Below are 18808 nucleotides of genomic sequence, written 5' to 3' on the forward strand. Positions count from 1 at the left end.
CCAGCAGCGCCTGTCCGGCGGCGAGCGACGCTCCTCGGGGCCCGCTTTTCGCACGGCGAACCGGGCGCACACCTCGACGAGGTGTCGTCGGTGCACGGCAGCGCCTATGGTGACGAAAGTGATCATCAGTGGTTGACGTGACGTCACGGACGGTGCGGCCGCCCGGGGCGGCCCTGCTCACCGCCGCAGGTACCGCAGACGCTGACCTACCTTGCGCTCCGTCAGCTCCGTTCCACGGGCCGGCCCCCTCACGTCAGGAAGGAAAAGCTTGCCCACCAAGACCCTGCGGATTCCCACCACGGACGGCGCGGCGGACGCCTTCGGCGTGCGGCCCGCGCTGCGGGAGACGGCTCGCGAACTGGCCGAGCACGGTTACTACGTGCTCGTCCCCAACCTTTACTACCGGCACGGCCCGGCACCGGTGACCGAACTCCCCGAGCACATCGGGGCGGGCGTCCGGCCCGCGGTCATCGGCCGGCTGATGCCTCTGATCGAGGCGCACACACCCGAACTCGTTCAACGCGACGCCGACGCCTACCTGAGGTTCCTCACTGCTCAGCCGGAGGCCACCGCCGGACCGGTCGCCGTGATCGGCTACTGCGTGGGCGCCGCTTTGGCAGTACGTACCGCGGCGGCCCACCCCGGCCAAGTGGCCGCCGTGGCTGGCTTCCACCCCGGTTTCCTGGTCACCGATGAGCCCGACAGCCCGCACCGCCTCGTGCCCGGGCTCACGGCTGAAGCGCACCTCGGCTTCGCGGAAGGCGACGTGACGCCCGAGGCGCTCAGCGAGCTCAACCAGGCTCTGGACACCGCGGGCGTCGGCTACACCACCGAGGTCTACCCCGGCACCGTCCACGGTTTCACCATGTCCGACACCGACGCCTTCGACCCCTCCGCCAAGCAGCGCCACTGGGACCGGCTGCTCCCCCTCCTCGAACGCACCCTGCGAGACGTGTGAGGCGTGGTGCGGCGCGCGCACCGGAACCGGGAGCCTGGCGAACGGCCGGTAGGTACGGTGACCGGCATGACCGAGGACGCGGAGAGCGTGCGTGCGGCCTGGCAAAGGATCGAGGCGTGGCTTCGTGAGTGTGCTCCGGCTTCGGCGGCCCTGCTGCGCCCGCCGGCTTCCGATGGGCAGCTCGCCGCCCTGGAGTACGACCTCGGTGTGCGCCTGCCGTCCACGGTGCGCGCGTGGTACCGGATGCGCGACGGTGCGCTGGGCTCACATCCGGACGACGGTGCCCGCCCCGGGGAGGTCTGGGGCGTGGCCGGGTGGCTCCCGGGTGCTTACACCTGGCTGCGGCTCGAAGAGGTGCGCCGGTTCTACGAACTCCAGGTGGAGCACTGGGATCGTGAACCCGGCCTGGTTCCCGTCGCCAGCGACCCGGGCGAAGGCTCGTACGGTCTCTATGTCGACTGCCGCGAGGGCGAACCCGCCTACGGCACCCTCGGCACCTGGGCAGTCGAATCCGAGAGCGAGCCGCTGCCTCCCGGCAGCGACGGCTGGCCCCTTGGGGACTGGCTGCATGAGCTCGCATCGGCGCTGGAGCAACACCGGTGCCTGCGCGGGCCGGACGGCCGCGAGGACGTCCACCATCGGCCTGTTCTCCATCTGAGTGGTGTGACCTGGGTCGACGACCGGGACGGCTGCAAGGACGGGATGCGTGACCTCAGGGGTCTCTGAATCCCTGCACGAGGATCTTCGGTCGGCAGCGCCCACCGTGTGACGACCATGCGTCGCGCAGTGTGACGAGCGGGCGGCGGCGGTCTCCGGATGGCCCGCCGGCCCTCCGGGCCGGAAGAGAGGAGCCGCGCCGGCCAGGAGGGGATGGCCTGGCCGGCGCGGAGACATGGCCGACGTGTGGCGCCTTGCCGGGCGGTAGCGGCCGGTGGCGGCCGGGTCAGTACCGCCACGGCTGGTCGTTGGGCCGGAGGGCCCAGAGCCGGTCGGAGGACGGGTAGGACGTGTCGAGGTAGAGCGTGTTCCAGCTCCCGTTCCCGTACGTGTCGAGCGTCAGCGCGAGCCTCGTGTTCACGACGGGACGCCAGATCCGCCAGCGGGTGTTCGTGCCGCCGACCGTCTCGGGCTGGAGGTTCCACTTCTGGAGGTCCGACCCGTTGCAGGTCTTCACCACGATGCGCATGCCCCGCGTGGGCGAGGTGGTCTGCGGCTGGAGGCACTTGTTCGCCGCCACGTTCCGGAGGACCCGGTTGTGTGTGCCGTCGGGCAGCCGGTCGCCGACGACCTGCGACGTCCACTCCTCCGTGCTGTACTTCCAGCCCGGGTCCCGCAGGCTGTTGGCGTACGCCCCTTCGGCCACGGTGTTGTTGTCCACCAGGGCGAGGCGTGAGCCGTCCTTCTTGTTGATGAGGTCGAAGGAGCCGGGCTCGGCGGAGGCCGGTGCGGCGCCGGCGGCGACGAGGCTGGCGAGGGTCAGTACCGCGGTGGAGGCGGCGACGGCGGTGCGACGAAGCGTGGGCATGAGTGTGCTTCCCTCCCAGGGGCCGGGGTGCGAACCAACTGGTCCGGCACGAGTCTGCACGCCCGAAGGGGAATACCGGGGCGAGAGCGGCGAACACCGTTCGATGGTGTAAGGACCTCGCTTAGCAGGCATTCCACCGGCCCGGCTCGGGTAGAGCCGACGCTACGCTGCTTGCGCTCCCTTGATGCCGGCGGCCGCCGCCTCGCCGGTGCCACATCCGTCTGAGGGGCACCGGCGCCGACGAGGCGAAGGGCGGCGTCCCGGCGCAGACCCGATGTGCGTCACGGACGCAGCGATGAGTTTTCCCGGCTCGGAGAGTCTCACCACTGTCGACAACACGGGAGAACCACGTGACACAACTGCTGAGAGTCCAGAACTTCAACGTCTCGAGTGACGGGATCGGGGCCGGAGAGGGCCAGAGCCTCGACCGGCCGTTCGGCACCGTCGACCGGCCCGAGAGGCTGTTCGCCTGGGCAGGCGCCACGGCGAGCTGGCCCAACCGGACCGACCCCGGAGGGAGCCGGGGCCTCGACGACTACTTCACCCGCGACTACGCACACAACATCGGCGCCGAGATCATGGGCCGTCACAAGTTCGGTCCCCAGCGTGGGCCCTGGCGCGACCACGAGTGGCGCGGCTGGTGGGGTGACGAGCCCCCCTTCCACACTCCGGTGTTCGTCCTGACGCATCATGAGCGTCCTTCGTTCACGCTCTCCGACACCACGTTCCACTTCGTCGGCGGTGACCCGGCCACCGTCCTCCGGCAGGCACGGGAGGCCGCGCACGGCAAGGACGTACGGCTCGGCGGCGGGGTCACCACCATCCGCCAGTTCCTGGACGCCGACCTCGTCGACACCCTGCACGTGGCCGTCTCCCCGGTGGCGCTCGGGACCGGGCTCAGGCTCTGGGATTCCCCCGACGACCTGCTCGACCGGTTCCACCACGAGGCCGTGCCCAGCCCGAGCGGGGTGACGCACCACCTGTTCTGGCGCAGGTGACAGGAGGACCCGCTCAGGGACGCCCGGAGCGCGCGCTCCGGGGAGGCGGGCGCGGCACCGTACGGGGGCCGGGAAGCGCCGGCTCCCGGCACCGGTGCGTGCAGCGCTGTGGGCGTCGGCCACTGCGGCCGGTACGGCCGGGCGGGCCCTCGCCCTGTCCCGCTGCCTTCGCTCCGCCGACCGCAGAACGGGAAAAGTGGAGCGCGTGCACACAGGAGCGTACGGTCGGCTTGTGGAGGGACCGAAGCGGCTCAGCGCCGACGACGCCCGGCTCCTGGAGCTCGAGTCGGCGGCGATCGCCGGCCACACGCTGAAGATGATCGTGCTCGGGCCCGGCCGCGACCCGCTGGACGTCGGCCGGCTGCGGGAGCACGTCGACGCGCGGCTCGGTCCCGGATCACGCGGCCGCGAGCGGGTGGCGCTCCCCGAAGCGCACTGGGTCACCGACGACGCGTTCGACATCTCCGCCCACGTCCGCCGCTGCGACGGCACCGCCGGGATCGACGAGCGCGACGCGTGGGCGGTGGCGGGTGAGCTGATGTCCGAGCGGCTCGATCACCGCCGCCCGCTGTGGGCCATCGACCTCGTCGGTCCGCTCGCCGACGGCCGCGAGGTGATCGTCGCGCGCATCCACCACGCCATGGCGGACGGGATCAGCTGCCTTCGCTTCCTCGACGAGGCCCTGTGGGAGCCGCCCGGCGCTGCGCCGCCGCCCGCACACCGGGCCGGCGCAGCGCCGGGGCCGGCCCGACCGCCACGGCACGAACTGCGCCGGCTCCCGGCGACGCTGCGGCGCGAGTTCGGCCACCGCGCGAGGGACTCGGCACTCGACCGCGAGATCGGTGCCCGGCGCGAGCTCGCCGTCACCGCGGTACCGCTTGCCGAGCTCAAGGCCATCGGTGCCGCGCGGCCCCATCGGGCCACGGTCAACGACGTGCTGCTCGCCGCCGTCTGCGGCGCCCTGCGCACCTGGCCGGCCGCCGACGGGCGCCTCGGCAGGCTCCGGGCCCAGGTGCCGGTCAGCCTCCATCGCCGCGACGAGGACGCGGCGGGGCCCGGCAACCGCGACGCGTTCCTCAACGTCGACCTGCCCCTCACCGAGCCCGATCCGCCGACCCGTCTGGACCGGATCAGCGGCGAGACCGCCACCCGTAAGGCCGCCGGCGACGCCCAGGAGCTCTACGACTTCTTCCACGCCCTGGCCCGCTGCCCGCCGCTCGGTCGGATCGTCGGACGCCTCGCCGCAGGGCCGCACGAGTTCAGCCTGGCGATCTCCAATGTGCCCGGGCCGCGCACGGCGCTCTCGGTCACCGGCCGGCCGGTCACCGGCTTGTACTCCGTCGCCGAGCCGGCGCAGCGGCACGCGCTCCGGGTCTCGGCGCTCTCCTACGCGGGGACACTCGGTGTCGGGGTCTGCACCGACCCCGAGGTGCTGCCCGGGATCGCCGGGCTGGCCGACGCGATCGGCGAGGCGGTCGCCGAGCTGCGGCGAGCCGTGCCCGGATGACGCCCGCGCCGCCCACTGCTGTGGCCTCGCGGCGCCTCGTCAGGTCGTCAGCATCAGGCGTCGACGACCGCCTTCCCCGATCTCCGCCGGCGGGACTCACAGGTCGCACTGGGCCGGCTCACCGGGCTCGCAGCCGGTTCGTGGGACCGGATCGGCCACCTGCTACACCGGCCGTGGTTCCCGCACCTGCCGCGTGAGCACCGCACTGGAGCGAGTCCCTCGATCCCTCAGGTGCGGATCGAACGAAGGGCCGTACCGCGGCGCGCCGAGCCGTAGACTTCGGCCGTGAACGCCGACGACGTCTGGCCGTTGCGCGCCCCCGCAGGAGGAGATCGCATGCAGGACCCTTCGGACTCGATGGAGATCACCGAGCCTGAGGAGAACGGCCAGAGCAATACCGCCGACGCACCTGTTGCGGACGATTCGGCACCCGACTCGGACCTCGACCCGACGGCGGTATCGACCGTCCTGGCGGAGGTCCTCCCAGGGGTTGCTGCCGTCTTCGGTGACGTCCCGGCGGAACTCAAGTCGCATCTGATCGACTTCGGGCTCGTGCCGGCCGCCGACCGCAAGCAGATCTCCACAGTGCTCGCCTCGGTGGGGAACACGGCGACCGTGGCCGGCAACCTCGGGAACGCATTCGCCGGTCTTCAGGGGCTCTACAGGATCAGCGACGCGACACAGACCCTGCTGAAATCCGGCGCAACGCTCGCCGTCAAGGACGGCGCGAACCTCGGAACGGTGATGTTCCAAGGCCGCGTCATCGCTCAGGCCCGCTTCATCCCCGCGACCAGGGTGAGCGCGGCGCAGACCGCTGCCGCGATCGGGCCGGCACTGGCCATGGTCGCCCTGCAGATGCAGCTGAGCGAGGTCACCGGCCTCGTCAGGACCAACATCGCGCTGACCAGCCAGGTACTCACGACCATCCGCCACGAGCAGTGGTCCGAACTGACGGCGCTCGTCGCCACCGTCGATTACGTGGTCGAACAGGCGCGAGAGATCGGATCGGTCCCGACGTCCCTGTGGGACACCGTCGCGGGCAGAGAAGCGTCGCTGCGCAAGCAGCTGGAGCTGTACCGGCTGAACGCCGGCAGCCACATCCGGCAGCTTCATCAGCTCGACGCACACGGCCGCCGCCAGTACCTCGAGACGAACGCCGAGGCGATCCTCTTCGACTCGCACGCCCTGCTGTCTTCCATGAAGGCATGGACCGGATACCAGGCGCTCCGCGCCGCGCGGGCGAGAGCCGCCGGCCCCGAGGACGCCGGCGAGGCCCGGCTCGTCGACACCATCGCGCGCGACACCGGCAAGGCACTCGACTCCGCCCTCGCCGAGACGACGGGCCTCGTCGACGGGCTGACGCGGGAGCTACGTATCATCGCCGAGCTCCCCGGCCGCGACACACTGGCCCTGCCGGGGAAGCGGAGGGACGCGATGGCAGCCCGCCAGACCTCCGCCCGCCTTCTCGAGGCGATCGAGCCCCTTGCCGACGCTCTCCATCCGCCGCCACCTCCGCTCGAGCCTCCGGGCGTCGTCTGCGCACCCGAGTCGCTGGAGGCCGAGCCGTACCTTCGCATCCTGCGCTGGTTCCTCGAGGACGGAGAGACCCTACGCGTCCTCGGCTTCCCCGACCAGCTCGACGCTCTCGGCCCCCTTTCCGCGATCTTCAGCGGAGCGAGGGAGAAGTTCGCGGCGGCGAGGGACAAGGCGGCGGCGAAGACACTGGTCGCCGTCACTGATCGCCGCATCCTCACGGCCAGGACGAACACCTTCCTCGAGCAGGGCGAGATCCGTCAGGACACCCCGATCGACCGGGTGCGATACGTCCGGGCAGCGACCACCACACCGGACAGCAGCGGGCGCTTGGCGATCGACCTCATCACGCGGGACGAGAACTTCCGGTGGCTCTTCCCCGCGGACATCGGCCGCACCCAGGTGAACGCGCTCGCCGCCGTCCTCGCCGAGTCGATGACGATCCCGGACATCGAACGCGATGAGCTTCAACAGCGGCGCCACACCCCCATCGAGGCCGGCAGGACGGGCGAGAGTACCGGCACGAGCCCTACGAGACCGACTGGTTCCCAGGCCACGACCTGCGAGGCCGAGTAGACCCCGAACCGGTGGACCGCCTGTGCCGCCCCAGGCCCACGCAACGGCGGATGGGCAGCCTTGCCCCTCACCTCCCCACCCGGACCCTGGTCACCGGCCCGTGCGGCCCGGCGGTCAGGGCCGCCCGCAGCGCCGCAACGACCTCGCCGGGGCGGTCCCGCACCTGCTTCGGGGACACGTGCAGTACCCGGAATCCCAGTGCGGCCAGCCGGTTGTGGCGGGCCATGGTCGCCTCCCAGTCCTCCACGGCCCAGTGGTGCCGCTTCGAGTCCACCTCCAGGATCACTCCGTGCCGCGGCCAGTAGGCGTCCGGCACCGCCAGGAACGCGCCGTCCAGGGTGAGCCGGGGATTCCACAGCGGCCGGGGCAGATCCGTGGCCAGCACCACCCCGCGCGCCAGGCCCTCCGCCGGTGACCGGGCTCCGTCCGCCACCTCTTCCAGCACACCCGCCACGTCCTCCCGTCCGGACAACTGGGCAGCCCGCAACTCCTCGGCGAGCTGATCCGGCGCCAGGCGCCCGGTCTGCACCACCTCGTGCAGCAGCCCGGGGACGGTGACGCCCTGGCCACCACGCCCGCGGACGGCGTCCGCCACCGCGCGCCGTAGTGGCGCCACCGGCAGCCGTCCGTCCAGCAGCACCGCCCGTGGCAGGCGCTTCGTCCGGTGCACCCGCACACCGCCCCGGGAACGTACGCCGCACCACTCCGGCACCAGCACGTCCACCTCCCGGACGTGTTCGGGCGCCGGCGCGCACCGCAGGCGGTACGCGGACAGTGCGGCCACCCCGGTGATCAGTGCCGCCCCGGACCGCCCGGCACCTGCCGCGCCCCTCCGGGCTCCCGCGTACAGCAGAGCAGACCGGTAGCGCTGCTGCCAGGTGAGCGGGCCGGAGTGCAGGACGACGACACCGGGTAAGGGGCGCTGCCACACCCCGGACCGGCACCGATGGCTGACGGTGCGCGGGGGCACGCCGGCGGCTGCCAGCTGGGTGCGGGTCGCCACGTCCTGCTGGCGCCGGGCGAGTGCACAGACGGTCGAGGTGGGGGAGGGAGTGGCCGTGGTGGTCTTCGGTTCGGCGGTCATGGGTGTGCCCTGCCCGCTGGGTCGTGCCCACTCACGACAGGCCGCTCCGGAACGGAGAAGCTCACCCTGGAGGGGGACAGGAGGCACGTTTCCGCGTGTGGGCACGGCAACCACGCTGCCGTGCCCGCACATGGGACGGAGGGAACGGAAGCGCGGGGGAGACGACTCACGGTGCGGGGGAGGCGTGCGACGGGGAGGCGGCGGTGTCCGCTACGCGGAGCCGCCTCGCTCCGGGGAGGCGAACAGCACGGCGTGGTGGGCCAGTCCGGGGAGTTTGACGACGGAGGTGAGCCGCAGGCCGCTGCGGGCGAAGAGGTCCTCGTGCTCGGCCAGGGTCCGCTCCCGTCCCGGCGTGAGCACCATCATCTCGACATCGCTCATCGCCACCATCAGCGCGTCCTCCGCGGCCCCGATGTCCTCCGCGGTGGGCATGAGGAGCGTCGGCACCATCACGCTGCCGCGGGACGCCTCCGCCGCGCCGGCGCAGTGGCGCAGCACCCGGACGCAGTCCTCGTCGTCCCAGTCGTGCAGGACGTTCTTCAGGACGTAGAGGTCCCCGCCCTCGGGAACGGAGGCGAAGAAGTCGCCCTCCAGCAACGTGCAGCGGTCGGTCACGCCGGCTGCGGCCAGCGTGTGCTCCGCCGCCCGCAGCGCCGTGGGGCGCTCGTGCAGGGTGCCCTCCAGGGACGGGTACGCGGTGAGGAGGGCGGCGAGGAGGGAGCCGTCGCCGCCGCCGACGTCCACGACGTGCCGGAAACCGCTGACGTCGCAGTGGTGCACGATGGCGGGGATCATCACCGAGGTGGACAGCGCCATGCCCGCCGTGAAGCGGTCGCCGAGGCGGGTGTTCTCCTCGCAGGCCAGGAAGAACGGGGTCCCGTGCACCCGGTCGAACGCCGGCTTGCCGCCGCGCACCGCGTCCTCCAGCCCGCCGAACGCCTCCCAGACGGCGGGGTCTCCGTACAGCTCGACGATGGTGCGCGACGGCCGGCCGCGGCGGAACTCCTCGCCCAGGGGCGTCAGCCGGTGGACGCCGTCGGAGACGGTCAGCAGCCCGAGCGCCACGGCGGCGCGCAGCAGCCGGGCCAGCCGGGACGCGTCCGCTCCGCAGTCGCGCGCCAGCTCCGGTGCGGTCGCGGGCCCGGAGGCGAGCCGGTCGGGTATGCCGAGCCGGGCCATCGTCCCGGTGACCTGGGCCAGGGCGAAGCCCATCACGAGCGCCATCCGGGTGTCGTCCACGGACGTCCGGCCGCCGGCCGGTGGTGGGGAGGTCATACGGCTCCTTGACGGGTCCGGGCCGGGTGGCCGCCGGGGTCGGGGTCGAGGTCGTGGAAGGCCGAGGTGAAGACGGCGCGCGGCTCCTCGGTCCGCTCCCGGCCGGCCGACGTCACCAGCATGAACTGGACCTTTCGCGCGTCGGGCGGGTGCGGGCACCGGTGGGTGACGAAGTTGAGCAGGCTCAGGTACGGGAGGGAGAGCTGCAGGTGCTCGATCCGCCGTTCCGTGCGGACGATCCGGCTCAGTTCGGAGGCGGCGTCGAAGAGCACCTTCTCCTTGCGCCGCACCGGGTGCCAGAGCATCTGACGGAGGGTGCGCTCCTCCACGACGCCCTCCTCCGCCCACTCCGTGACGGTGCCGTCCGCGCGTTGCGCACGGAACAGCAGGTGGGTGTCGTGGACGCCCGGGTGCGGGGCGAAGAACGTGGACACCGGCACGCAGACGTTCACCGGGTCGACGGCGGTCAGCCTCCCGGGCCGCCGGTGGAACTGCTGGGCGACGGTGAGCGAGAACCAGCCCGCCAGCAGCCCGCGCAGGGCCCAGCGTGCCGCGGTGCCGGCACCGCGGGCGGCCGTGTCAGTCGCGGACATACGCCCCCTCCTTCTCCCGTGCCCATGCCAGCGCCCCCACGACCTCGCCCGCGTGCGCGGCGGACATCACCAGCGACTCGTGCGTCGCCTCCTCCACGAGCCGGTGGCGGGAGACCGGCGACAGGCCCGCCAGGTCCCGCTGGAGCTCCAGGTGCACGGGGTCGGTGCGGGAGGTGCGGCCGGCGGTCAGCACCGCCACCGGACGCGTCCCGGCCTCGTGCAGGCGGCCGGCGTCCGCGGCCCAGGAGCGCAGCCACCGGCTGATCTCACGCCGGGCCGCCAGCCACATCCCGGGGTCCTCCAGGCAGGCCCGGGTAGGCCCGACGAGGTGCTCGGGCAGCGTGTCGAAGGGGGTGTCGCCGCTCTGCCGGCCGCGCGCCGGCGTGAGCGCGGTACGCAGCCAGGTGGTGGTCATCCGCTGGCGGACGACCGGCGTGGTGCGGCGCTGCCGAGGGGAACGCTCCAACTGGTCCGGGTGCGAGGAGTCGACGAACACCAGCCCGTGGGTCTCGTCGGGGTGCCGGAGGGCGAAGCTGCGGATCAGCAGGCCGCCGACCGAGTGCCCGGCCAGGAGGAAGGGCGGGCGCGCGCCCACGGCGTGCAGCAGCTCGCGCAGGTCCGCCGCGCTCTGCGCGGCGTCCCGCGGCCCGCCCGCGGCAGGCGACCACCCGGTGCCGGGCCGGTCGTAGGCCACGTAGGGGACGTGTTCGGGGAGCTGTCGCAGCACCCAGCCCCACTCCGTCGACGGGCAGGCCATGCCGTTCTCGAAGACCACGGTGGGGCCCTCGCCCCGCGTCCGGTCCAGTACGTGCACCGGGCGGGAGGCGACGCGGACGAAGCGGCCCGGGGCGCTCGCGCGGACGGCTTGGCGGCGGCGGTTCCTGCGGTGCACGGCCCCCGCGCCGGCGAGGGCGAGGAGCCCGGCACCCGCGGCCGCGGCGCTCCGTGCGACCCCCGGACGGGCCGGCCGGGCGGCCGCCTGCGGGAGGGGTCGGGCGGCCGGTGGCTGCTGCGCGGCTCCGGCGACGGCCCGCGTCCAGGTGCCGAGCAGCGAGGTGCCGGAGGCGCGCCGGGCGGCGCGGGCCGCGCGCAGGGTGCGTCCGGCGTGTTCGACGGCCGGATAGGTGGCGCAGTACGACCAGAGGAAGCGGTTCAGCCCCATGAAGCGGGCATTGCCCAGATGGAACCCGGCGCCGGCCGCCATCAGGCCCCGCGCGACGGGCGCGGGCGCCACCAGCGCCAGGGGGAAGGCGAGTTCCCCGGCGATGGTTCCCCAGGCGACGGTCCTGGCCAGCCAGGGGCGGTCGCGGACCGCGTCGTGGAAGCCGGCGTCCCCGTAGGTCGAGGTGCGGAAGATGCCGGGGATGGCGCTGCCGTCCCGCCAGGCCGGCGACATGAGTTTGGAGACCCCGGCCACCAGATAGGAGAAGCAGCTCTGCAGGGCGAGGAAGGCCGCGATCTCCTCCCGGGCACGCGGGTCGTGCGCGTAGAGCTTCTCCAGGGAGGCGCAGGCGTAGTTGAGGAACGCGAAGTGGTCGGAGCCGTCGAATCCGTAGACCATTCTGGTCTGGGTGGCGTAACTGCTCGCGCACAGGAATCCGGAAAGGACACCGCGGTGGGTGCGGCTGATTCCGGGGAGCAGCAGCGACGCCCCGGCGAGCGCACGGGCGCCGAACACGGAGAGAATCTGTGGATAGCCCAGTGCCTTTTCGGCCAGGGAGTCGTGAGCCCGCCACAGTTTCGGCCCCCGTAATCTGGTGACGTGCCGGCCGAGCAGGTGGTCGTCGGCCAGAATCCCGGGGTCCGACAATTGTTCCAGGGCGCCGATGGTCGCGCCCAGCGAGGTCAGGAACTCGACCTTACGGAAGACTGCGTCCAGTTCTTCGGACATCTCGATGGTCACCTGTCTCCGGGACGTCTCGGGAAGGGGGTCCGGCGCCCGGGATCCCCGGGCGCCGGACCCGCAGGAATCAGACCGCCGGGTGGTCGGCGAGCAGTTCCTTCACCGGACGTCCGGCCTCGAGGGCACCGGAGACCTCGTTGTTGCCGGGGGGCGGGGTGGCGCCCACGATGTGGCCCGTGACGCCGCCCACGGCACGGGCGGTCCCCACGGCCACGCCGGCGGCACCGGCGACCGCGAACGTCGCGAAGATGGGGGTGGTCAGCACGGGCACGGCCTCATCGGCCTCGGGGATGCGGTGCGCGCACCATTCCCCCACGTTCTCCTGAGCCCAGCGTGCAGCGCAGGATTCCCTGGTGACGGACATGTTCCTTCCTTTCTGGAAGCGCCGGTCGCAGCCGCGCAGAACGCCGGGGACATGGTTCGCCGTCGGTGGTGCACCCGGTCGGCCCCGGTCCTTGGGGGAAACGGGCACAGACGGCGCCCCCGGAGACGGCCGCAGTGGTGCTGGTGCCTCACCTCGTACCGCGGGGAAATCGCCTTGGTCAGGGGCTTTCCGTGAACGTGGTACGCCTCGTGCGTGCTGCGCGTGCTCGGCTTTCCGCTGGTGGGCTTTGCACCATGCATGATGCTCCACGCCCACACCGAGGGCAATTCGCTTCGGGTGGAACGCGGCGCCCGTTTTCGGTCCGGTTCGCCTCCGGGAAAGGCGCCCGGGCGGGGAGGAAGCGGGTGATTCGGGCGTCCGGCATTTCTGCTTCGGCTGATGGGCCGTGAGTTCCCGGCCCGTTCACGGGAGTTCGGCGCCGGGCCCCGGGGGCGCTGCTCGTCCCTCCGCTGCCGGGCCGGTGCGGCGGCCGGCCGGTCGCGGCCCCGCGGTGGGATGTCCCCATGCCGGCAGCGGGGCCGGGGCTTACGAGGCCAACCGGTCCCGTGCGGGGTGACCGGACTCGGCCGGCCCCACGCCACGTTCGGGCCGGCTGATCTCGGCCCACACCGCATCGAGGGAGAGCCCGAGGACCTCGGTGACCGCCGCGATCGTCGGAAAGGCGGGGGTGGCCACGCGGCCCGACTCGATCTTCCGGAGGGTCTCCGGTGAGACACCTGCCTCGAGTGCGACCTCGAGCATCGATCTCTCCCCCCTGGCCCGGCGCAGGAGGGCGCCGAGGCGCCGTCCGCGTTCGACCTCTGCGGGGGTGAGCGGCAACCTGACCATGGCCCGATTCTAGTACCGGTATAGTTGGACCGGTATTGTTATTGGAAGGGCATGAAGGGCGCCGCGTGATCGAGATCCTGAACCCCACCCGACTGGCCCGTGCACACGTCGCCGGTGCCCTGGTCGCCGACATCCTGCAGACGCTGAAGCGCCGCAGCACGGTCGGCACGAACCTGCTGGACATCGACCGGTGGGCCAAGGCCCTGATCGTCGAGGCGGGGGCGCTGTCCTGCTATGTCGACTACGCGCCGTCCTTCGGGCGCGGCCCGTTCGGCCACTACATCTGCACGGCGGTCAACGACGCCGTGCTCCACGGGCGGCCGCACGACTACCGCCTCGCCGACGGCGACCTGCTGACACTCGACCTCGCCGTCTCGCACGGCGGAGTCGCGGCAGACGCTGCCGTCAGCTTCCTCGTGGGCGACGCGGAACCCCCGGAGAGCGTCGCGATGATCAGCGCCACCGAGCGCGCGCTGGCCGCGGGGATCGCCGCTGCCGGGCCCGGGGCTCGCGTCGGCGACATCTCCCATGCCATCGGCACGGTCCTCAGCGAGGCGGGGTACCCGGTCAACACCGAGTTCGGGGGTCACGGCATCGGGTCCACGATGCACCAGGACCCGCACGTGGCGAACACCGGACGGCCCGGACGTGGCTACCGGCTGCGCCCCGGGCTGCTGCTGGCACTGGAGCCCTGGGTCATGGCGGACACCGCCGAACTCGTCATGGACGCCGACGGGTGGACGCTCCGCAGTGCGACGGGCTGCCGGACGGCACACAGCGAGCACACCATCGCCGTCACCGACGACGGAGCCGAGATCCTCACCGTGCCCAAGCAGGCGACGTCGTGAGGGCGGAACCCCCGCGTTCCGCTTCGCCGAGCGCCGTCTCGCCTCGTCGGCGCGAAGGCACGTCGGGCGGGCGTCACCGCGCCGGCGGGTCCCAGTGCGCGGGGCGGCGGAGGTGGGCGGGCAGGCGGGTCGCGGCGTCGCCCCGGGCGGCGTCGAGCTGGGGCTGGGTGAGGAAGAGCGCACCGGTGAGGTCGGCACCGTGCAGTGCGGCGTCCCGCAGATCCGCCCCGGTGAGGTCGGCGGTGCGCAGGTCGGCCCCGGCGAGGTCGGCGCCGGTCAGCAGCGCGCCGCGCAGGTTCGCCCCGCGCAGCGCGGCGCCGCGCAGCCGGGCGCCCAGGAGGTCGGCACCCCGGTGGTTCCGCTTCCGGCCCGGCACCCCGGCACGGGCCAGCTCGCCGGCGCGCAGCAGCAGCACGTTCACCTCCCCGCGCAGCGCCCCGGTGTCAAGGGCGAGCAGGGCGGCGGCGGGTTCCCGGGTCAGCGCGTCGATCCGTTCGTACGCGTGGCGCAGCTCCCGGTGGACGGGCCGGGCCGCCGGGAGCTCCAGGGCCTCGGCGGCGTACCGCAGCAGCTCGTGGAGCTGCCGCATGACGGGGAACACCGCGTACATCTCGCGGGCCGACTCCGGGTCCTCCCGCCAGCTCCGGCCGCCGAACGTGACCTGCGAGACCTTCTGCCCGGCGCCGAAGCAGTCGAACACCGTGCAGCCGGCGTAGCCGTGCTCCCGCAGCCGCGCGTGGATGCCGCAGCGGAAGTCCTCCTGAAGGTTCCCGCACGGGGTGCCCGCGGGCTTGTCGGCGGCGAAGTCCGCCGAGCGCGCGAAGGGCAGGGCCACACAGCACAGGCCGAAGCAGCGTGCGCAGTCGGACTGGAGACCGGGGTGGCTGGGGCGTGCGGTGTGCGCGTCGGTCCGGGTCACGGCGGTGCTCTCCTCGTCCGGCGGTGAGGTGTGGTGCGGCGGCGCCCGGGCGGCGGGCCGGCCGCCGGCTGCGGGGCCGTACGAGCCGCCCGTCCGGCGTTCGCGGCCGGGCCCGGGACGGCCCATCCTAGGCCGTGGTCGCCGTGGCGGGCCCGCCCCGCGGGGCGCCCGGGGCGGGTGTGCGCCGGCTCAGTCGCAGTCGGTGCGGACCAGGCCGACGAGGCCACTGGGGACCTCGAGCTCCTGGCCGGCGCGGAGCCGGGTGCTCGTCAGGTCGTTGCGGGCCATGAGGTCCTCGACGGTGGTGTCGTAGCGGCAGGCGAGCTGCGAGAGGGTCTCCCCGGGAGCCACCACGACCGTCCCGGTGGGGAGGAGGTCCTCCGCCGGTGGCAGGGTGAGCCGGTCCAGCGGCACCAGCGGCTCCTGCGGCAGCCCGTCGCCGAGGGGCGGGCCACCCGGCAGCGTCCCCGTCCCCTCCTGCGGGATCTCGTACGGGCCGTCGCCGTCCGCCCCTCCGCCGGGCAGGGCGTGCCCGTAAGGGCCGTCGGTGAAGGAGGGGGCGCCGGGACGATCGTGGGTGCTGTCGGCGGGGCCCGTCATCGGCTGGTGGGGACGTTCGTCGACGGCCATGTTCGCCAGCGTGATCAGGACCGCGGCCACCACCGCTGCCGCCAGCCCGGGCCGCGGCACCCGGCGGCGGAAGCCGGTCGGTGCGGGGGTGGCGGGGACGGCGCCGTCCACGGCGGGGACCGGGGGCGCGGGGACGGGGAGGCGGGTAGAGGCCGCGCACCGGTCGAGCCGTTCCCGCAGCTCCGGTACGTGCTGCGGATCGGCGGCGGCTGCGGGGGCCAGCTCCAGCGCGGTCTCCGCCGCGAGGTCCAGCGGGGCCGGCACGGACGGTCCCCGCCAGGCGATGCGCCGGCGGGCCCGGCCCGCCACGACCAGTGCGTGCCCCGCCAGGGCCCGCAGCGCCGCGGCGGTCGCGTCGCGGCGCCCCTCGTAGGGGCCGTGACCCCACTCCCGCCCCCAGCCGGTGGTCCGCAGCGCGTCCTCCAGCTCCTGGCCGCGCCCGGACTCCAGGAGGGTCAGCACCGCCTCCAGCGGCGCGGGGCTCTCCGGCAGCAGCAGGCCCAGCGGCAGGGGGAGTCCCGCCAGCGGCGCCGTGCCCCGGAGCTCCGCCGCCTCGTCCAGCCAGTCGCGCCAGGGGACGGGGCGCGGTTCTCCCGGGCCCGTGCCCAGCCGGGCGGTACGGGCCCGGCGCACACCGGCGGGCTGCCGGCCCGGCGGTCCGCCGGAGACCCCGCCCGGTGCAGGGGACCGGCCGGTACCCCGCCGGCCCGCACCGCCCCGGTCGGCGTGGCCCCGGCCGGTCGCGGCGGGCGGTTCCCCTGCGAGGCCCCGGGAGAGCGTGCGCCACGCCGCGGCGGGCAGCGTCTCCGCCGCGCCCAGCAGCACCCGCGCCGGGCGCAGGTCGCGCTCCGGCGCCGGGAGGGGGCCCGGCAGCGCCGCCAGGGCCGTCAGCCGGTCGGCCAGCGCCGGGTGCGCGCTCCACCGGTCGTGACGGGCGGCCGGTGGCCGCTGCCCGTACCACTCCGCCAGCAGGGTCCCGTACCCCGGATCGGTGAGCATCGCGCGGAAGGCGGCCATCGGGTCGTCGGGGCAACGGCCGGTATGACGCGCCACCGGGTCGAGGAAGCGTGCGCGGAAGTCGCCCCAGGCGGCGGCGAGCATGTGGGCGCAGGACAGCGCCTCGGCGGTGGCCCGGCGGCCCGCCACCGCGGCGGCGGCCGCGTCGGCCTCGTACTCGGTGCGGCGCCGCACCGACAGCGACACGGTGTCGTAGAACCGGGCGTAGAGCCGCAGCGAGCCCCGCTGGATCGCGCCGTAGGAGGCCACATACCAGTGGGTGTCCCGGTAGGCGCGCTCCAGGGCCGCACGGGCGGCGTGCAGCGCCGCGGAGCCGCGGTGGACCGCAGCGGCGAAGCGGGCGTGGCCCCGGGTGTAGTGGGCGAGTTCATGGCAGAGCACCGCGCGCAGCTCCTCCGCGCGCAGGCCCGCCAGCAGGGGTACGCCCAGGTAGAGCCGGCGCACCTCCGTGCGCCGCCCGAAGGGGCCGCCGTCCTCGCTGACCGCCGCGTTGGCCTCCAGGGTGAGCCGGATCTCCGTCGGGGGAGGGGCGTTCACCCGCCGCGCCAGCCCGGTGACCAGCTCCCACAGCTCGGGGGCCTCGCCCCGGGTGACGCGTGCGGTCCCCGGGAGCGGGCCGGTCCGGCGCACCCCGCCCAGCACGCCGTTCAGCACGGCGGCCACGGCCGGGCACATCATCACCACGCCGGTCAGCAGGGTCGGGTTGTCCATCCGGACCTCGCTGCTGAAGGCGAGCGTCAGCACCGCCACCGCGAACACCGCGTACGCCAGCGCCATCACCACGACCATCGCGCGCAGCGCCCCCACCAGGGCGAGGGCGAGCAGGGCACGCAGGGTGGCGGTCACCGCGACGGCTCCCCGGGAGCCCCGGCGGTGCCGGGGATCTCCGTGGTGCCGGGGGCCTGCGGGGCACCGGGGACGTCCGGGACTCCGGGGTGCGCCGTGACGCCCGGCGCGCGGAGCCGCCGGGTGAAGCCGGGCGCCCGGGTGAGGCCGCCGCGCAGCCAGAGTTCGGCGCGGAGCAGGGCCGCGGCGACGCCGTCGGCGGGCTCGTCCGGCCGGGCGGTGCCACCGGCACCGGCCGGCACCAGCTCGCCCCGGTCGTGCTGGACCGGGCGGCGGCGGCCGGGGACCGTTCCCTCGTCGGCCGTGCCCACCACGCCTTTCAGCCTGCGGCGGGCCTTGTGCAGGTTCGCCGCCACGCCGCCGCGGGAGAGCCCCAGTTCCCCCGCGATCTCGTCCTGGGGTAAGCCCTGCAGGCAGTGCAGCACCAGCACGGTCCGCTGCCGGGCCGGCAGTCCGGAGAGCGCGGCCAGCACGGCCCGTACCTCCGCCGTCTGCTCGACGCTGGCCGCGGCCGGCGGTCGCATCTCCGCGACCGGGTCGTCGACCGGGCGGGTGCGGCGGCGCGAGCGGGCGGCGCCCCACAGCCGCTGCCGCACCACCCGGTAGACCCAGGCGTCCGGGGCGTCGTACCCGCGCAACCGGTCCCAGCGGCGCAGCGCCTCGGCGTACGCCTCCTGGACGGCGTCCTCGGCGTCCTGCGGGTGGCCGCAGAGCAGCATCGCCCGGGCGAGCATGCCGGGCAGCGAACGGGCGAAGAAGGTCTCGAAGTCGCCGTGCGCGGCGCCTTCCGCGGTGCCGCCTTCCGCGGTCTCGTCTCTGCCGCCGCTTCGCATGGTGCCCGACACGGACGTCGCCTCCCCCCGATGCGCTGTCTCGGCCGGTGTGCGGGTGCCGCTGGTCACCGGGCACCACCGCCGCGCCTCGTCGCCGGGCCTGGCCGCCCGGTTCCCCGGTGCCCCAGCGTGACACAAGTGCGGCCCCTGCGCGGGGAGTCGGGCGCCACCGGGGTGCGGCCGCGGTTCCGCGGCGCCGGGCCGTCCGGTGCTCCCGAGGGTGGTGCCTCCGGGCGCGGTGCTCCGTGGTGCGGCGCCCGGGGGGCCGCGAACAGCGGAGTGCCGGGCGCCGGGTCGGGCGGCGGTGCGCACATCATGGGTCTCGTCCTTTCGCCGGTCCGGTCCGTCCGGTCCGTGTCGTCGCGACCCGGCACGGGGACGTACGGCGTCGCCGCGGCCCGGGTCACACCCGTAACAGCCGGGGGACGGCGCCCTGTTTACCGGCCGGCCCGCACTGTCCCGGCGGATTCCGGCCCGCGGGCGGACGCGCCTTCGCGGGGAGGAGGCGGACGGCCCCCGGCCGGCGTGGGCGGTGACGCAGCGGCGTCGG

The 18808-nt window shown here is 74.2% G+C and carries 16 protein-coding genes; 6 read left to right on the top strand and 10 right to left on the bottom strand.

What is annotated here, in order from left to right; all coding sequences use genetic code 11:
• The first annotated feature begins 268 nt into the window (after window positions 1-268).
• Both HOY81_RS06950 and HOY81_RS06955 read left to right on the top strand, forming a co-directional pair.
• Window positions 269-958 carry a dienelactone hydrolase family protein gene (locus tag HOY81_RS06950; RefSeq protein ID WP_237319306.1) on the top strand — a complete coding sequence of 230 codons (690 nt, stop codon included), beginning with the start codon at window positions 269-271 and terminating at the stop codon, window positions 956-958.
• Between the two features lie 66 nt (window positions 959-1024).
• Window positions 1025-1684, top strand: a complete 660-nt coding sequence (locus HOY81_RS06955; RefSeq protein WP_237319307.1) for an SMI1/KNR4 family protein — start codon at window positions 1025-1027, stop codon at window positions 1682-1684.
• 217 nt (window positions 1685-1901) lie between these two features.
• Here HOY81_RS06955 and HOY81_RS06960 read toward each other — a convergent pair whose 3' ends face one another.
• Window positions 1902-2483, bottom strand: a complete 582-nt coding sequence (locus tag HOY81_RS06960) for an RICIN domain-containing protein (protein ID WP_237319308.1) — start codon at window positions 2481-2483, stop codon at window positions 1902-1904.
• A gap of 350 nt (window positions 2484-2833) precedes the next feature.
• On the opposite strand from HOY81_RS06960, the gene HOY81_RS06965 reads away from it, so the two are divergent.
• The 3 genes from HOY81_RS06965 (at window position 2834) to HOY81_RS06975 (ending at window position 7097) form a co-directional block, all read left to right on the top strand.
• Window positions 2834-3481, top strand: a complete 648-nt coding sequence (locus tag HOY81_RS06965; protein WP_237319309.1) for a dihydrofolate reductase family protein — start codon at window positions 2834-2836, stop codon at window positions 3479-3481.
• A gap of 232 nt (window positions 3482-3713) precedes the next feature.
• Complete coding sequence (locus tag HOY81_RS06970; RefSeq protein ID WP_237319310.1) at window positions 3714-4988, top strand: wax ester/triacylglycerol synthase domain-containing protein; 1275 nt, start codon at window positions 3714-3716, stop codon at window positions 4986-4988.
• Window positions 4989-5273: 285 nt separating this feature from the next.
• Window positions 5274-7097 (top strand): hypothetical protein, encoded by a 1824-nt coding sequence (locus tag HOY81_RS06975; protein ID WP_237319311.1) that lies wholly within the window; start codon window positions 5274-5276, stop codon window positions 7095-7097.
• Window positions 7098-7164: 67 nt separating this feature from the next.
• Here HOY81_RS06975 and HOY81_RS06980 read toward each other — a convergent pair whose 3' ends face one another.
• The 6 genes from HOY81_RS06980 to HOY81_RS07005 all read right to left on the bottom strand — a co-directional run bounded on the left by HOY81_RS06980 (window position 7165) and on the right by HOY81_RS07005 (window position 13165).
• The gene (locus HOY81_RS06980) at window positions 7165-8181 is read right to left on the bottom strand and encodes a type IV toxin-antitoxin system AbiEi family antitoxin domain-containing protein (protein WP_237319312.1); all 1017 of its coding nucleotides are present in this window, start codon (window positions 8179-8181) and stop codon (window positions 7165-7167) included.
• 210 nt (window positions 8182-8391) lie between these two features.
• Entirely contained in the window at window positions 8392-9456 is a 1065-nt protein-coding gene (locus HOY81_RS06985) for an acetylserotonin O-methyltransferase (RefSeq protein WP_237319314.1), read from the bottom strand.
• Window positions 9453-10049, bottom strand: a complete 597-nt coding sequence (locus tag HOY81_RS06990) for a hypothetical protein (RefSeq protein WP_237319316.1) — start codon at window positions 10047-10049, stop codon at window positions 9453-9455. Before HOY81_RS06990 ends, HOY81_RS06985 begins: the two co-directional genes overlap by 4 nt.
• Window positions 10036-11940 carry an alpha/beta fold hydrolase gene (locus HOY81_RS06995; protein WP_237319317.1) on the bottom strand — a complete coding sequence of 635 codons (1905 nt, stop codon included), beginning with the start codon at window positions 11938-11940 and terminating at the stop codon, window positions 10036-10038. The genes HOY81_RS06990 and HOY81_RS06995 overlap by 14 nt, the downstream gene beginning before the upstream one ends.
• Window positions 11941-12019: 79 nt before the next feature.
• Window positions 12020-12316 carry a hypothetical protein gene (locus HOY81_RS07000; RefSeq protein WP_237319319.1) on the bottom strand — a complete coding sequence of 99 codons (297 nt, stop codon included), beginning with the start codon at window positions 12314-12316 and terminating at the stop codon, window positions 12020-12022.
• 546 nt (window positions 12317-12862) lie between these two features.
• Entirely contained in the window at window positions 12863-13165 is a 303-nt protein-coding gene (locus HOY81_RS07005) for a helix-turn-helix transcriptional regulator (RefSeq protein ID WP_237319321.1), read from the bottom strand.
• A 65-nt stretch (window positions 13166-13230) separates the two neighbouring features.
• Between HOY81_RS07005 and map the strand changes: the two genes are divergently transcribed.
• Entirely contained in the window at window positions 13231-14013 is a 783-nt protein-coding gene (gene map / locus HOY81_RS07010) for a type I methionyl aminopeptidase (protein ID WP_237319323.1), read from the top strand.
• Between the two features lie 73 nt (window positions 14014-14086).
• Here the strand turns inward: map and HOY81_RS07015 are convergent, their stop codons facing one another.
• The 3 genes from HOY81_RS07015 to HOY81_RS07025 all read right to left on the bottom strand — a co-directional run bounded on the left by HOY81_RS07015 (window position 14087) and on the right by HOY81_RS07025 (window position 18270).
• Window positions 14087-14932, bottom strand: coding sequence for a pentapeptide repeat-containing protein (locus tag HOY81_RS07015; RefSeq protein WP_237319325.1), 846 nt, complete (start codon window positions 14930-14932; stop codon window positions 14087-14089).
• A gap of 189 nt (window positions 14933-15121) precedes the next feature.
• On the bottom strand, window positions 15122-17425 hold the full coding sequence (locus HOY81_RS07020) for a M48 family metalloprotease (protein WP_237319327.1): 2304 nt from the start codon (window positions 17423-17425) through the stop codon (window positions 15122-15124).
• Window positions 17422-18270: an RNA polymerase sigma factor gene (locus HOY81_RS07025; protein ID WP_237319328.1), complete on the bottom strand. Its 849-nt coding sequence runs from the start codon at window positions 18268-18270 to the stop codon at window positions 17422-17424. The genes HOY81_RS07020 and HOY81_RS07025 overlap by 4 nt, the downstream gene beginning before the upstream one ends.
• Between the last annotated feature and the right edge of the window lie 538 nt (window positions 18271-18808).

This window comes from Streptomyces sp. JJ36 (assembly GCF_021696945.1).
Taxonomy (GTDB): domain Bacteria; phylum Actinomycetota; class Actinomycetes; order Streptomycetales; family Streptomycetaceae; genus Streptomyces.

Bases quoted from the DNA above. Each gene is read 5' to 3' on its own strand.
- HOY81_RS06995 (WP_237319317.1), bottom strand. From the start codon at position 11,940: ATGTCCGAAGAACTGGACGCAGTCTTCCGTAAGGTCGAGTTCCTGACC.
- HOY81_RS06990 (WP_237319316.1), bottom strand. From the start codon at position 10,049: ATGTCCGCGACTGACACGGCCGCCCGCGGTGCCGGCACCGCGGCACGC.
- HOY81_RS07000 (WP_237319319.1), bottom strand. From the start codon at position 12,316: ATGTCCGTCACCAGGGAATCCTGCGCTGCACGCTGGGCTCAGGAGAAC.
- HOY81_RS06960 (WP_237319308.1), bottom strand. From the start codon at position 2,483: ATGCCCACGCTTCGTCGCACCGCCGTCGCCGCCTCCACCGCGGTACTG.
- HOY81_RS06980 (WP_237319312.1), bottom strand. From the start codon at position 8,181: ATGACCGCCGAACCGAAGACCACCACGGCCACTCCCTCCCCCACCTCG.
- HOY81_RS06985 (WP_237319314.1), bottom strand. From the start codon at position 9,456: ATGACCTCCCCACCACCGGCCGGCGGCCGGACGTCCGTGGACGACACC.
- HOY81_RS06955 (WP_237319307.1), top strand. From the start codon at position 1,025: ATGACCGAGGACGCGGAGAGCGTGCGTGCGGCCTGGCAAAGGATCGAG.
- HOY81_RS07005 (WP_237319321.1), bottom strand. From the start codon at position 13,165: ATGGTCAGGTTGCCGCTCACCCCCGCAGAGGTCGAACGCGGACGGCGC.